The organism is Paraburkholderia sprentiae WSM5005, from assembly GCF_001865575.2.
In the GTDB taxonomy this organism is placed as follows: domain Bacteria; phylum Pseudomonadota; class Gammaproteobacteria; order Burkholderiales; family Burkholderiaceae; genus Paraburkholderia; species Paraburkholderia sprentiae.
This window is the reverse complement of the sequence record NZ_CP017563.2, coordinates 481446-494934: the sequence shown is the minus strand read 5'-3', so window position 1 is coordinate 494934 and position 13489 is coordinate 481446. Positions and strand designations below refer to the sequence as shown.

The window sequence follows — 13489 nt, the reverse complement described above, 5'->3', positions numbered from 1 at the left end:
GACGTAAGCGCCCTGCTTTTTCAGGCACTGTCCTTCAACACCGCGTGAACTGTAACCCTTTAGAGACAACCCCTTTAACGCTTAAAAACACGACATTTCTATTTGGCTGCCGCAGCGACATCTTGAAATGGCCTCGACACTTCGTGTCAGAGCTTTTTGATCCAAGCTTTATAAAACGATGTCGGTGATCACCGTTTTGGCCGACCATTCCAAACCGAACGGTTGTCACACGACTTCTGCGGCCAATGAAGCGGCTACGACTTCGCTTGCCCCGTATGCCGGCGAAGAATGCTAGCGAGCAACGCGCCGACCCCAAACTCCCACGGCGCAATGCGATTCGAATAGTTGACCGTGTTGACAAGCGCACCGAATCGCGGGCTCGATATCGTCACCGTATCGCCGATCTGATGCGTGAATCCTTGCCCTGGCACGCTACGATCCGCAGTCGGTGCAAACAGTGTTCCGAGATAAAGCATCATGCCGTCCGGGTATTGATGGTGAGCGCCCATCGCTTGCGCAACGAGTTCTGACGGGTCCCGGCTGATGCGTTTCATGGAACTCGCCCCGGTCAGAACATAGCCATCTGTTCCTTCTACACGCAGCGAAAGCTCCGCAGCCCGTACATCATCGAGACCGAATGTACTGTCGAAGAGGCGAATGAACGGGCCAATGGAGGCCGATGCGTTGTTATCCTTCGCCTTGCCGAGCAGCAGTGCACTGCGGCCTTCGAAGTCCCGAAGATTGACGTCGTTCCCAAGCGCGGCGCCGACGATTTCGGCCCGGCTGGTCACCGCCAGCACGACTTCTGGCTCCGGGTTATTCCACTGCGAATTTTCATGAATGCCGATTTCGCTGCCGGTGCCGACGGCGGACATGGGCTGCGCTTTCGTGAAAATCTCCGCATCCGGACCGATGCCGACCTCCAGATACTGCGACCACATTCCTTCCTGAATAAGCACCTGTCGCACCGCCCCGGCTTCCGCAGATCCTGGGCGAACGCTTGCGAGCCGATCGCCCAGCACGGACATGACACGCGCGCGCACTTCATCGGCCCGGCTCGCGTCGCCTCCCGAGCGCTCCTCGATCACCCGCTCCAGAAGGCTTTCGACAAACGTCACACCACTCGCCTTGACCGCCTGAAGGTCACATGGCGCGAGGAGCCAGGGAGTGGACGGATCGCGTCGATCGAAGGCGGAATTGGCAAGAACCAGGTCCAGTGTCGCAAGTCTCGGCAGGTTCGCAGCGGCCTCCTTCAGCCGAAGGTCGATTTCTGGCTGCTCAAGCAGCGTGCTGGTCGTCAGCGCGAACGACGACACATCCACCAGTTCGCCACCGATAACAGCGACAGGACGCGGCGCGGCGATATCGGGACACCACGCGCGCCCCACGAGCACAGCCTGCTCCAGATCGTGAGGCAACGCGGAGCGGTCATTCAATGGCATCTATCTTTCTCCAACCTGGTATGCGTTATTGCCGAGCATCCGTGCGGTGCACGCTCTACGTATGCCGGACACCCGCGGCTCACATAATTGCGCTGATTTGCCAAGGGACGAATTCGTTTTGTCCGTAACCGTGCTGCTCACTGCGGGAACGTTTCCCGGAGGCCACGTCGAGCAGCAGTTGGAACAGCACTCCGCCGAGTTGCTTGATCGTTGTGTTCCCTTCCAGCACTTCTCCGCAGTTCAGGTCCATATCGTCGGACTGACGTTGCCACAGTGCGGTATTTGTCGCGAGCTTGACCGATGGCGAGGGCGCGCAGCCATAAGCCGAACCGCGTCCTGTCGTGAAGCAGATCAGGTTCGCACCGCCAGCCACCTGGCCGGTAGCCGACACCGGGTCGTAGCCAGGCGTGTCCATGAACACCAGGCCGCGCGCCTTAACCGGCTGGGCGTATTCGTACACCTCGATAAGGTTCGTCGAGCCTGCCTTTGCAATGCCGCCTAACGATTTCTCGAGGACGGTCGTCAAGCCGCCGGCCTTATTGCCCGCCGACGGATTGTTGTTGATCTGCGCCCCTTGCCGCTGTGCATACGCTTCCCACCACCGGATGCGATCGACCAGCCTCTGTCCCACTTCGAGCGTTACCGCGCGGCGGGTCAACAAGTGCTCGGCGCCATAAATCTCCGGCGTCTCCGACAGAATCGCAGTACCGCCGTGCCGCACGAGCAGATCGACGGCTGCACCCAGTACGGGATTGGCCGTGATGCCCGAATATCCGTCCGACCCACCACATTGAAGGCCGACGGTGAGATGACTTGCCGAAACCGTTTCCCGCTTAACGTCGTTCGCGTCGGGCAACATCTGCCGAACCTGTTCGATACCCTTTGCAATTGTCAGGGTCGTGCCACCGGTGTCCTGAATCGTGAAGGTTCGCAACCGGTCGTGTTCTTTGAGCCGCTGGGTTTCGAGCAGCCGAGAAATCTGGTTCGTTTCACAGCCCAGGCCGATAACCAGCACGCTCGCGAAGTTGGGATGGCACGCATAGCCGCCAAGGGTGCGCTGGAGGATCGCGAGACCGTCGCCTTCGGAGTCGATGGCGCAACCCGAACCATGGGTGAGCGCGACGACGCCATCGACGTTCGGAAACGCGGCCAGCGCGTCAGGATGCGTGTCGCGGCGGAAATAGTCGGCAATGGCTCGCGCGACCGTCGCCGAGCAATTCACCGAGGTAAGGATGCCGATGTAATTGCGCGTTGCCACACGGCCGTCTTCACGCACAATGCCACGAAATGTCGCGGATTCAGTTGACGGGACGGTGGCACGTACGCCCTGACTGAATGCATAGTCACGGGCGAATTCGCCCATCGCAAGGTTATGAGTGTGAACGTGCTGCCCCGCGCGGATCGGCTGACTCGCAAAGCCGATGATCTGGCCATAGCGGTGTACCGCTTCACCTTCATCGATGTCGCGTGTCGCCACTTTGTGGCCGGGCGGGATCAATCCCGAGACCGTGACCGCTTCCCCATCCAACACCGTGCCGGACATAAGCTGATCGAGGGCGATGACGACATCGTCAGCTGGATCGACTCGAATGACGCGAACCGGTCTAACCGCGGCCGATTCAACGGACTTGCCCGCAACAGGGGACGACATGGAACTACTCCTTCGTTTCTCAATGCGTGAGAACAGTTTCAGGGCCGGCCGCGCCGCGTCGCGCGTGACGCGCCAAGCAGCCGTGTTCAAGCGACGCTTCAGCCAGCGCTCCACGGCGTCTTGCAGCGCGTGTACTCCAGTTGATAGAGCGTGGCGTCCGGCGCAATCGCAGCGGCCCCGGGCAAAGCAGCGAGCCCGGCAGAGAAAGCGTCCACTGCTGTGCGGACATAGTCGGCGCGGCATCCTTCGATCATCACGATCCATGTCGGCACCTCGGTGCCTTCCGAACGCGCCTTCTTCTCGGCGGTTTCCACCTTGCTGACGGCCTCATCGGCCAGACACAGGTGCACGCCCGTGATGCCCCGCCGATCGGCGAGCGGCGGCAAGACCTGCTGACGCAATCCCTTCACGACATCGGCCCGCGCCGCCGAAGGCACATCGAAGCGCACTGTCATGAGACTGGCGCCCTGCCCCACACCGTCGGAATACGCCACATGGCAGATCGAGCGGGCCACGCTGCGAAACGAGGCGACGACCTGCTTCGTCCATGGCGTCGGTGAATTGAGCCGAAGCAGATAGTCCTGCGCGCCAAGCACCTCCACGGTGTCGGCTTCATACAGATTGAAGTACTCGGGGCCCGCATCCAGCGCAATATAGCGCCGGCCGCGCCTGAACCCAGGAATCCCGGCGCGTTCCGGCATGTGCTCGCGGTTGTGCCACTCGTAGAATTCATCCTTCGCTTCCGGCAGCAGGTCATGCCAGATTGCGACGACGCCCGTTCCAGCAAGGCTCATATCTCCTCCTCCTTCTTCAGGTTCAATCGTTTTATCTTGCCAACGGATATTCGCCGCGGCCCCATGCCGCGCCAAGCGAATCCGCGTACGGCACGACCTTCTGGCGCTGCTCGCCGAGTCCGCTGCCGCCGAGGGTCATGGTGTCGCCCGCTTTCAGAAAGATGGGCGGCTTCTGACCGAGACCGACGCCGGGAGGCGTCCCGGTAATGATGACGTCGCCAGCCATCAGTGGCATGAAGCGGCTGAGATACGCCACGATATGCGCGACGTTAAAGATCATCGTGCGTGTGTTGCCCGTCTGACGACGGGTGCCGTTGACGTCGAGCCACAGGTCGAGCACCTGCGGGTCGGGCACTTCATCACGCGTCACGAGCCACGGGCCGAGCGGCGCAAAAGAGAAGCCGCTTTTGCCCTTGGTCCACTGACCTTCGCGTTCGAGCTGATACGCGCGTTCGGAAACGTCATTGGCAAGGCAGTAACCCGCCACATGATCGAGCGCGGCGGCTTCGTCGATCTGCCAGGCCGGTTTGCCGATTACCACGCCCAGTTCGACCTCCCAATCCAGCTTTTGCGCATCTGCCGGCAAGATGACGGGATCGTTCGGACCGCTGATCGAACCCGTATGCTTGTTGAACACGACCGGTTCCCGCGGGATCGGCGTATCGGTTTCAGCGGCATGATCTGAGTAGTTCAGACCAATGCAGACGAGGTTACGGACATTGCCGATACAGGCGCCGAGGCGCGTGCCCGCTTCCACGACGGGCAGGCGATTCAGATCGAGTTCGCTCAGCTTCGCAAGGGCCGCAGGCGAAACAGTCGTTCCGTCGATGTCGTCGACGACGCCGGTCAGATCGCGGATCGCGCCGCTTGAATCGATGACACCGGGATGCTCCTGACCAGCCTGGCCGAAACGGACGAGACGCATTTGAATACTCCTATCAAGACGAAAAAAGTATCGGCAACGTGCCGAGATCACCAAAGCCGATATGCAATTCACAACCAATCGGCAACTCGAGCACGCCCGCGTAAGAGCCCGTGATCACAGCCTGGCCGGCATGCAATCCAAGCCCGCGGACGCGGAGAAAATTGACGAGCCACACGATCGGCGCGAGCACGCTGCGATCAGGGTGGCGGCCAGCAAAACTGACCGTGTCGTGTCCGGCGCGAGTCAGACTGATGGGGAATTCGATCGGGAGATCGGCCGGCGTCGCGCCCTCGGGCAATTGAACGCGCGGCCCAATGACAAGACCGGCGTTGAACAGACCGTCTGCCAGCAATTCAGGGAACGTCAGCGATTCTGGATGCGCATAGCGACTGCCCAGCAGTTCGAGCGCGAGGTGAACATTCCCGAGAGCGTCGAGCACCTCCGCTTCGGCATACGCTTCACGCCGAGGCGGCAGATCGCGAGCCAGCACACAGGCGAGTTCGGGCTCTGCCCTTACACAAGACTGCGCAAGCCTGGCGTGAATGCGGCATTGGGCGCCTCGATAGATGACGGCGTCATAGATTGGCGCAGCGATGAGCTTGCCCGCCGGCGGCAGCGCGCATTTCCACGCGCCAGTCTGCCAACCGAGCTGATCGCCCACCTTTTGCTGGATCGCGAAACCCTCGTCCACATTCGTGGGCCGCAGTTCGATGGGAAGGCGCTCCGCGAGCGTGCCTTGCCGGCGCGCCGTGACCAGGATACGTGCTGTGTGTTCATCGAACGCGGTGAGTCGCTCGAGAGCCTGATCTGCTCCCTGCGTGTTCATGCCGCCTCACTCACATGCGCACCGACGCTCTGGCGCGGCCATACGGCACCCAGTTTCGCGGACGCTTGTTGCAATAGCGCGTAAAAGGCCTCGTAACGCTCCGGCTGAACCCGCGTGACCGGTCCGGCAATACTCATGGTGCCCACCACCACATCGTCAGACAGCGAACGCACCGGCACGGCCAATGCGACGACGCCCGGCTCGGCCTCTTCAACGACAAGACCATAGCCACGCTGCCTGGTCCGCTCCAACTCCGGAATCAACTGCTCGACGCTGGTGATGGCCTTCGGCGTCCATGCGCCGGCGGCGGACGCTTTCCCCAGTCCGCCACGCAGGGCGTATTCGATCGCCTGGTCGTTCGGCATTCCAGCCAGCCACACCTTGCCCACCGAGGTGGCGTGCAAGACGATGGGACTGTGCATGGACGGCGAATACATCAGGCCCGGTGCCGCGCCCTGGGACGCTGCCAGCCACGCGAGTGTTCCTTCGTTGACCACCGTCAGCCGGACCAGCTCGCGGCACTGGGCGGCGACTTCGTCAAGGATCGGCTGCACCAGGCCCGGCAGACCGAGCCCATGCAGGTACCGCTGACCGAGCAGGGACAGCTTCAAGGTCAAACGGTACTGCGACGTCTGTTCATCCTGTTCCGCCCAACCCTGCTCGCACAGTTGCGCAAGCACCCGATGGGCGGGGCCCTTCTCCAGCCCGAGTTCGGCGGCGATATCGGACATACGCATCCAGCGCGCCTCACGTGCGAGCAACTCGATCGCCTGCAGCGACCGGTCAACTGCTCCCTTGACAACTCTCATAATTGACGTAACATGGTTCTTAGTGGAACGGTGTTACAACAATAGACAAACAGCACCGGAAAGTCAATCACGATGGAGACAAGCATGAATCGGAACACCCGGGTTAAGCCTCACGGCAAGCGCCAGTCGAAGATCGCCGCGGCCAGCGGCTGGATCGGCTCGGCGCTGGAGTACTACGACTTCTTCATTTACGCAACTGCGGCGTCGCTGGTGTTCCCGCAGCTCTTCTTTCCGTCTGATAGTCCAACGGTCGCCATCATCGCCTCACTGGCAACCTTCGGTGTCGGCTATATCGCCCGCCCGGTGGGCGCCGTCGTCCTCGGCCACTGGGGCGACCGCCATGGCCGCAAGACGGTGCTGCTCCTCTGCATGTTCCTCATGGGCTTTTCAACGATGGCCGTCGGGGTCCTGCCAACCTATAAGCAGGTCGGCATCTGGGCGCCGGTGCTGCTCGTGGTTCTTCGCCTCATCCAGGGCTTCGCGGTCGCCGGGGAGCTCTCCGGCGCCAGTTCAATGATTCTCGAGCACGCACCGTTCGGTCGGCGCGGCTACTTCGCGAGCTTTACCCTCCAGGGGGTGCAGGCCGGACAGCTCATGGCGGCAGCGATCTTCCTGCCTCTCGCGCATTTCATGCCCAGGGACCAGTTCACCTCCTGGGGCTGGCGGATTCCGTTCCTGCTCAGCATTGTCGTTCTCATCGCGGGCTACATCATTCGCCGCAAAGTCGATGAGACCCCGGCGTTCGCCGAGGAGCGCGTGCATGGCGAAATTCCCGCCTCGCCAGTCGTCGAAGTGCTCCGGCAGAGCTGGGACGATGTCGTGCGCGTGGTCTGCATGGCGCTTACCGCCGTAATCGCCCTTGTCGCCGCGGTCTTCGGCACCGCCTACGCGGTTCAGCCGGCGTACGGCATCGGCTTCCCTCCCGGCATGTATCTGTGGATCCCTGTTCTGGGCAATATCTGCGCAGTGATCCTGATTCCCTTCGTCGGCAACCTCTCGGACAGGATTGGTCGCAGGCCGCCAGTCCTTGTCGGCACCCTCAGCGCTGGACTGCTCTCGTTCGTGTATCTGTACGCTATCAGCATCCATAACGTGTGGCTGGCGATGGTTCTCTCGGTGCTCATGTGGGGCATCGCCTATCAGGGCTTCAACGGCGTATTCCCGAGCCTGTTCTCCGAACTGTTCCACACACGCGTGCGTGTGTCCGGGATGGCCATTGGGCAGAACGTCGGGACGACGCTGTCCGCGCTGCTCCCGGCATTCTTCGTCGCGGTCGCGCCCCCCGGCTCCGCCAATATTCCACTGAAGATCGGAGCCCTGACATTCGGCATCTGTGTCGTGGCCGCGATCGCCGCCTTTACCACCCGCGAGACGTACCGGGTCCGGCTCCACGATCTCGGCGACCGCAACGCGGTCCCTGTACCCAAAGGCGAATACGATCGTCTGCGCGTCGAGATGTTGCGTGAGGCGACCGGAACAGCCGACTCACAGGACCTGACGAACCAACTGCGCTCCTAGCCGAAAGCAGGGGCCATATCGGCAGCAACCGCCCGGCGCAACTTACGCTGTTCGGACGAGCCGGGCAGGAACACGCGGCTGCGGCACTCGCCAATATCTGATGCCACACAGGAGAAAGACACATGCACAACCAAAGTACGCCACGTTACGATGGCCCGCGCGAACTCGCGCAATCCCTGACTCCATTCGCACGTGTGAGCGCATCCGCAGCCGTCTGGAACAAGGAAGGGCTGCGCGCGGACTCCGAGTATCGCGACCTCGGACTCGCCGCGGTGACCAACGGTCGCATCGGCGCCAAGCACATTCGCGCACTGACCCCGTTCACCGATGCCACGGGCTGGCATTGGCACGACATGACTGCGCACTATCTGTATGTGCTGCGCGGATCGGTGACGTTCCGTTTCGCCGGCGTAGAGGGCGATGTGACGCTCAACGCCGGAGACGACCTCTCGCAACCCGCCGGCGTTCCGCACAATGTGATCTGGCGCTCCGACGACCTCGAAGTCATCGAGATTAACGAGCCCGCTGTCTACGGAACATGGGATCTCGCCGAAGCCCCGGCACCCTGGAAGTGAGCAGTACGCGATGACTGCACCTTCCGTCAACATCGGACATGAGGCCACAATGCATCCACATATCACGGGAAGAACGCGACTTTACGGGTTAGTGGGCGATCCGCTGACGGCAGCCAAGTCGCCGCAACTGCTGAACCAGATTTTTATCGAACAGCGCGCGGACGCAGTCTGCGTTCCGTTTTGGGTCAAGGCGGAGGATCTGTCCGCATTCGTCGCCGGCGCACGAGCGTTACGCAATCTTTCCGGCCTGCTGGTCACGATGCCTCATAAGCAACGGATGCTGGACTATGTCGACGAACTCCATCCCACTGCTTCCAGGGTCGGCGCACTCAACGTGATACGTTGCGAAGAAGATGGACGCTGGGTGGGAGCCATATTCGATGGTGTCGGCTGTGTGCTTGGCATGCAATGGGAAGGCAATCATCCGGCGAATAAGTCCGTTCTTCTCGTCGGTGCCGGAGGCGCAGGCAGGGCCATCGCATTTGCCGTCGCGGCGGCGGGCGCCCGAACGTTAACGCTATCCGACGTCGACGAGCAGCGGGCTGCCGATCTCGCGAAATCCGTTGCTGCCGAAACCGGTTGCATCACGCATTCCGGACCTCCCGACCCGCACGGTTTCGAAGTCGTGATCAATGCCACACCGCTCGGCATGAACGCGAATGACGCCATGCCTGTCAATCCCGAGCGGCTCGCACCCGGCACCATCGTCGTAGACATCATCAATGCGCCAGAGCCGACGCAGCTTCGCCGCGCCGCGCATGCGCGCGGCTGTCGTACCCAGGACGGGGGGCCGATGCATGAAGGGCAGGCAGTGCATGCCCTACGCTTCCTTGGGTTCGATTACCGCCCTGCTGGAAGGTCAGCACCAGACGACGGCGTGCTTTTCGCGCCTGCAACGAACGCAAGTCGTTAATGCCCTAACGCCTCTGAGAAAGCGCCCGGAATCGACAGTTTTACCAGTTTGAATGGAGGGAAGATGCGATGAACAGTTTCAACGTTTCCACATTGGTATGTGCGGCCAGCTTTGATGCGCGCATCGCGCAAGCACGGAGTCGATTCGTCGACGGTGCGAAGGGAGAACACGCATGAAAGTCGCATTGCTGGAGGCCAGCCATTGGCATGTCCCACTCTATCTCGATGCGCTCGAGGCGCCCGGTATCCAGGTGGTAGCCGTTTCAGATGCGGAGCAAGTAAAAGGACAGGCAATTGCCGCGCGCTTTGGGAGCACGTTGTACTCGTCGGCGTATGAGTTGCTCGAGCGCGAGGACGTCGATTTCGCGTTTGTGTTTGGGCGGCATTCCGAAATGCCGACGCTCGCGGAGGCGGTGATCGAACGAAAAATTCCGTTCGCGCTGGAGAAACCCTGCGGCGTAAACATGTCGCAGGTCACGCGGCTGCGAAAACTGACGGAGGAAGCCAATCTTTATTGCGCCGTACCGTTGATCTTCCGGATGAGCGAGTTGCTCGGCGCACTGGAGGATGCAGAGGATTGCATACCGTCGGACTTCAACTACATGTCGTTCCGTTTCATTGTCGGTCCGCCTGGTCGTTATGAAGCTGCAGGCGCGGGTTGGGCGCTCGACCCGGTGTTTTCCGGAGGCGGATCCACGATCAATGTCGCGACCCACTTCATCGATCTCTTCAGATTACTGACCGGTAAGGAGGTCGCGCGAGTCTCCGCCACCATGAACTCCCGAACGCATCGAGGCGCCGTCGAGGACTACTCGTTGCTGACAATGCAAACCGAAGACGGCGTGATCGGGCTTGTTGAGACCGGATACAGCTTTCCCAGTACTCAAGACGAGCAGCGCGAATTCTCCTTCACCCTTTCATCCGATCGTATGTACGCGAAATCGGGCCCCGACCGGATCGAGATTCGCGACCGGAACAATCTTGCCGCCGGCACTCGAAGTCGCCGTCTCCAGTTAGAGACTGACATTTACTACCCACTGTTCGTCAAGCGGGTACTTGCTGAATGCCGCACAGGTGCAAAGCCGATCGCGTCATTGCGCGACGCCGAGGCGATGATGCAGGTCATGGATGCGGCCTACGCTTCTGCTCGGCAGGGCGGTGCGCTTCAGACTCTTGAATCGATTTCCGGGTAATCCAGGCCATCGGATTGCGTCGCACGCCTATGCCGCTAACGAGATATTGCAATTGGCCGATTATCCTGCACCGAAGGAAGGCGACTGGATCGCGCGAGACTTCCGTTTCCACACCGGGGAGGTGATGCCGGAGCTGCGGCTACACTACCGAACCATCGGCGACCCGTCCGGCGAGCCGGTCCTGGTCCTGCACGGCACGACGGGCACAGGCGCCAGCATGCTGACGCCCGCCTTCGCGGGAGAGTTGTTCGGGCTGGGACAGCCGCTTGATGCCAACAACTATTTCATCGTTCTCCCGGACGGAATTGGAGCCGGCGGATCGTCCAGGCCGTCGGACCGACTGCGCACGCGGTTCCCGGCGTACAACTACGACGACATGGTGCTCGCGCAGTACAGGCTCCTGACCGAGGGGCTGGGCATCAGGCACTTGCGCCTGCTGATCGGCAACTCGATGGGCGGCATGCACGCATGGATCTGGGCGGTGCGATATCCGGACTTCATGGACGCGCTGGTGCCGATGGCGTCGCAACCGACCGAGATGTCCGGCCGCAACTGGATGCTGCGCCGCATGCTCACCGAGATGGTCCGCGACGACCCGGAGTACCTTGATGGCAATTACGCCAGCCCGCCCCGCTCCTTGCGCATTGCCAGCGCGTTCTTCGCGCTGGCCACCAACGGCGGAACGCTGGCCTACCAGAAAGCGGCTCCGACAATGGAGTTGGCCGACAACTTCCTGGACACCCTGTTGGCCCAGCCTTTCAGGTTGGATGCCAACGACTTCTTATATCAATGGGGTGCCTCGCGCGGCTATAACCCGGCGTCCGGCTTGGAGCAGATCCGGGCTACGGTGCTCGCCATCAACGCGGCCGATGACGAACGCTATCCGCCCGAGACCGGTCTGATGGAGCGCGCGATGCAGCATGTGCGCCACGGCCGGGTGCTTTTGATCCCTGCCAGCGAGGATACGTGCGGCCACGGCACCACCGGCCTGGCTCGTTTTTACAAAGCTGAGCTGCAGGAACTGCTGCAATCAGCCCCACGCCGCACCTCCAGGTGATGCTGACCGGACAATACGGCGCCCCTACGTCCGGCGCCTCGCTATTGAGCTGGACCTACACAACATGTCTTTCGAGCAACGACCATGTTCCGTTCGGCGACGCGGCGTTGCTGTCGCCGTGCGGCGGCCGAACGTGACGCTGACGCTGCTCTCACGTCGGCCTTGAGCGTCCGCCCGATGGTCTTGTCGCTGCGGTGCTCGTTTTGGCCGTTCAGTGGATCAAGCGAGCTGGCGCTAAGGCCCGTTGCGACACAGAAGCGCAGCGGGACGACTGGAAGCGTCCGCTTCGCAGTCCGAAGTGAATCCCCGGCGCGTTAAAAAAAGTGGCGCTGCCAGGGCACCCTAGACTATCGGTTGTCGGTGTGACGAGTCAGCCCCATTGCATAAGCGTGAGCGCCGCTTGTCCTGCCGGCGCGCCGCGACGAGAAGGCGTGCTGCGTGTTCATCGAAACCGGTGAGTCGCTCGATAGGCTGATCTGCGCCCGGCATGTTCATGCCGCCTCATTCTCATGCGCACCGACGCTCTGGCGCGGCCATACGGCACCCAGTTTCGCGGACGCTTGTTGCAATAGCGCGTAAAAGGCCTCGTAACGCTCCGGCTGAAACCGCGTGACCGGTCCGGCAATACTCATGGTGCCCACCACCACATCGTCAGACAGCGAACGCACCGGCACGGCCAATGCGACGACGCCCGGCTCGGCCTCTTCAACGACAAGACCATAGCCACGCTGCCTGGTCCGCTCCAACTCCGGAATCAACTGCTCGACGCTGGTGATGGCCTTCGGCGTCCATGCGCCGGCGGCGGACGCTTTCCCCAGTCCGCCACGCAGGGCGTATTCGATCGCCTGGTCGTTCGGCATTCCAGCCAGCCACACCTTGCCAACCGAGGTGGCGTGCAAGACGATGGGACTGTGCATGGACGGCGAATACATCAGGCCCGGTGCCGCGCCCTGGGACGCTGCCAGCCACGCGAGTGTTCCTTCGTTGACCACCGTCAGCCGGACCAGCTCGCGGCACTGGGCGGCGACTTCGTCAAGGATCGGCTGCACCAGGCCCGGCAGACCGAGCCCATGCAGGTACCGCTGACCGAGCAGGGACAGCTTCAAGGTCAAACGGTACTGCGACGTCTGTTCATCCTGTTCCGCCCAACCCTGCTCGCACAGTTGCGCGAGCACCCGATGGGCGGGGCCCTTCTCCAGCCCGAGTTCGGCGGCGATATCGGACATACGCATCCAGCGCGCCTCACGTGCGAGCAACTCGATCGCCTGCAGCGACCGGTCAACTGCTCCCTTGACAACTCTCATAATAAGACAGGCATGAATCGGAACACCCTGGTTAAGCCCCACGACCAGCGCCAGCGGAAGATCGCCGCACCAGCGGCTCGATTGGCTCGGCATTGGAGCATTACGACTTCTTCATCCATGCGACTGCGGCGTCGTTGGCGTTCCCGCCGATCTTCTTCCCGCCTGACAATCCAACGGTCGCCATTATCGCACCAAGCGGTGAAGTTATCGCACCGTATGGCCTCCAAGGCGGACAGCCAGGGGCAGTGCATCACTACACCATCGAACAGGGCGGCGAAACTGTCACGCTAGGCAGCAAAGACGCCAACGCGACGCTGATGCCCGGAGCAGTGCTGACGCTGCGTTCAGCGGGAGGAGGAGGCTTTGGCGATCCGAGACTGCGTGAGCCGTCCCTCGTGAAACGGGATCTCGACTATGGCTACGTAACCGGTTAGCTGCGGGTTATGGGTGTGCTGACCGGCCAGCGTGGGGCCGGTATTGCCC

At 61.7% G+C, this 13489-nt stretch carries 13 protein-coding genes and 1 pseudogene; 7 read left to right on the top strand and 7 right to left on the bottom strand.

All coding sequences use genetic code 11. From position 1 onward, the window contains the following. Positions 1 to 254: 254 nt before the first annotated feature. From BJG93_RS30825 to BJG93_RS30800, 6 genes are all read right to left on the bottom strand, one after another. Entirely contained in the window at positions 255 to 1442 is a 1188-nt protein-coding gene (locus tag BJG93_RS30825; RefSeq protein ID WP_027194255.1) for a fumarylacetoacetate hydrolase family protein, read from the bottom strand. Between the two features lie 79 nt (positions 1443 to 1521). Next, entirely contained in the window at positions 1522 to 3093 is a 1572-nt protein-coding gene (locus BJG93_RS30820; RefSeq protein WP_027194254.1) for a UxaA family hydrolase, read from the bottom strand. A 98-nt stretch (positions 3094 to 3191) separates the two neighbouring features. Continuing rightward, positions 3192 to 3887 (bottom strand): hypothetical protein, encoded by a 696-nt coding sequence (locus tag BJG93_RS30815; protein ID WP_027194253.1) that lies wholly within the window; start codon positions 3885 to 3887, stop codon positions 3192 to 3194. Between the two features lie 31 nt (positions 3888 to 3918). Then, on the bottom strand, positions 3919 to 4812 hold the full coding sequence (locus BJG93_RS30810; RefSeq protein ID WP_027194252.1) for a fumarylacetoacetate hydrolase family protein: 894 nt from the start codon (positions 4810 to 4812) through the stop codon (positions 3919 to 3921). Between the two features lie 13 nt (positions 4813 to 4825). Then, positions 4826 to 5638 carry a 2-keto-4-pentenoate hydratase gene (locus BJG93_RS30805; protein WP_027194251.1) on the bottom strand — a complete coding sequence of 271 codons (813 nt, stop codon included), beginning with the start codon at positions 5636 to 5638 and terminating at the stop codon, positions 4826 to 4828. After that, positions 5635 to 6447 (bottom strand): IclR family transcriptional regulator, encoded by an 813-nt coding sequence (locus BJG93_RS30800; protein ID WP_071336695.1) that lies wholly within the window; start codon positions 6445 to 6447, stop codon positions 5635 to 5637. The genes BJG93_RS30805 and BJG93_RS30800 overlap by 4 nt, the downstream gene beginning before the upstream one ends. Positions 6448 to 6531: 84 nt before the next feature. Here BJG93_RS30800 and BJG93_RS30795 point away from each other — a divergent pair, with 84 nt between their 5' ends. From BJG93_RS30795 to BJG93_RS30775, 5 genes are all read left to right on the top strand, one after another. Then, the gene (locus BJG93_RS30795; RefSeq protein WP_027194249.1) at positions 6532 to 7965 is read left to right on the top strand and encodes an MFS transporter; all 1434 of its coding nucleotides are present in this window, start codon (positions 6532 to 6534) and stop codon (positions 7963 to 7965) included. A gap of 122 nt (positions 7966 to 8087) precedes the next feature. Then, a complete protein-coding gene (locus tag BJG93_RS30790) occupies positions 8088 to 8540 on the top strand; it encodes a cupin domain-containing protein (RefSeq protein ID WP_027194248.1) in 453 nt (150 codons plus the stop codon). 49 nt (positions 8541 to 8589) lie between these two features. Further along, positions 8590 to 9453 carry a shikimate dehydrogenase family protein gene (locus BJG93_RS30785; protein ID WP_027194247.1) on the top strand — a complete coding sequence of 288 codons (864 nt, stop codon included), beginning with the start codon at positions 8590 to 8592 and terminating at the stop codon, positions 9451 to 9453. Between the two features lie 172 nt (positions 9454 to 9625). Next, positions 9626 to 10645 carry a Gfo/Idh/MocA family protein gene (locus BJG93_RS30780; RefSeq protein ID WP_027194246.1) on the top strand — a complete coding sequence of 340 codons (1020 nt, stop codon included), beginning with the start codon at positions 9626 to 9628 and terminating at the stop codon, positions 10643 to 10645. Beyond that, entirely contained in the window at positions 10626 to 11702 is a 1077-nt protein-coding gene (locus BJG93_RS30775; protein ID WP_407675360.1) for an alpha/beta fold hydrolase, read from the top strand. Before BJG93_RS30780 ends, BJG93_RS30775 begins: the two co-directional genes overlap by 20 nt. A 491-nt stretch (positions 11703 to 12193) precedes the next feature. Here the strand turns inward: BJG93_RS30775 and BJG93_RS30770 are convergent, their stop codons facing one another. Further along, complete coding sequence (locus BJG93_RS30770; protein ID WP_027194245.1) at positions 12194 to 13006, bottom strand: IclR family transcriptional regulator; 813 nt, start codon at positions 13004 to 13006, stop codon at positions 12194 to 12196. Between the two features lie 12 nt (positions 13007 to 13018). Between BJG93_RS30770 and BJG93_RS30765 the strand changes: the two are divergent. Both BJG93_RS30765 and BJG93_RS30760 read left to right on the top strand, forming a co-directional pair. Further along, positions 13019 to 13230: pseudogene (locus BJG93_RS30765) on the top strand (MFS transporter); the annotation flags it as partial. Next, the gene (locus BJG93_RS30760) at positions 13213 to 13440 is read left to right on the top strand and encodes a hydantoinase B/oxoprolinase family protein (protein WP_407675359.1); all 228 of its coding nucleotides are present in this window, start codon (positions 13213 to 13215) and stop codon (positions 13438 to 13440) included. The pseudogene BJG93_RS30765 and the gene BJG93_RS30760, both read left to right, overlap by 18 nt. Positions 13441 to 13489: the final 49 nt, after the last annotated feature.

What these genes read in the sequence shown, in the direction of transcription:
- BJG93_RS30825 (WP_027194255.1), bottom strand. Translation starts at nt 1,442, where the DNA reads ATGCCATTGAATGACCGCTCCGCGTTGCCTCACGATCTGGAGCAGGCT.
- BJG93_RS30820 (WP_027194254.1), bottom strand. Translation starts at nt 3,093, where the DNA reads ATGTCGTCCCCTGTTGCGGGCAAGTCCGTTGAATCGGCCGCGGTTAGA.
- BJG93_RS30795 (WP_027194249.1), top strand. Translation starts at nt 6,532, where the DNA reads ATGAATCGGAACACCCGGGTTAAGCCTCACGGCAAGCGCCAGTCGAAG.
- BJG93_RS30805 (WP_027194251.1), bottom strand. Translation starts at nt 5,638, where the DNA reads ATGAACACGCAGGGAGCAGATCAGGCTCTCGAGCGACTCACCGCGTTC.
- BJG93_RS30785 (WP_027194247.1), top strand. Translation starts at nt 8,590, where the DNA reads ATGCATCCACATATCACGGGAAGAACGCGACTTTACGGGTTAGTGGGC.
- BJG93_RS30815 (WP_027194253.1), bottom strand. Translation starts at nt 3,887, where the DNA reads ATGAGCCTTGCTGGAACGGGCGTCGTCGCAATCTGGCATGACCTGCTG.
- BJG93_RS30790 (WP_027194248.1), top strand. Translation starts at nt 8,088, where the DNA reads ATGCACAACCAAAGTACGCCACGTTACGATGGCCCGCGCGAACTCGCG.
- BJG93_RS30810 (WP_027194252.1), bottom strand. Translation starts at nt 4,812, where the DNA reads ATGCGTCTCGTCCGTTTCGGCCAGGCTGGTCAGGAGCATCCCGGTGTC.
- BJG93_RS30780 (WP_027194246.1), top strand. Translation starts at nt 9,626, where the DNA reads ATGAAAGTCGCATTGCTGGAGGCCAGCCATTGGCATGTCCCACTCTAT.
- BJG93_RS30800 (WP_071336695.1), bottom strand. Translation starts at nt 6,447, where the DNA reads ATGAGAGTTGTCAAGGGAGCAGTTGACCGGTCGCTGCAGGCGATCGAG.
- BJG93_RS30770 (WP_027194245.1), bottom strand. Translation starts at nt 13,006, where the DNA reads ATGAGAGTTGTCAAGGGAGCAGTTGACCGGTCGCTGCAGGCGATCGAG.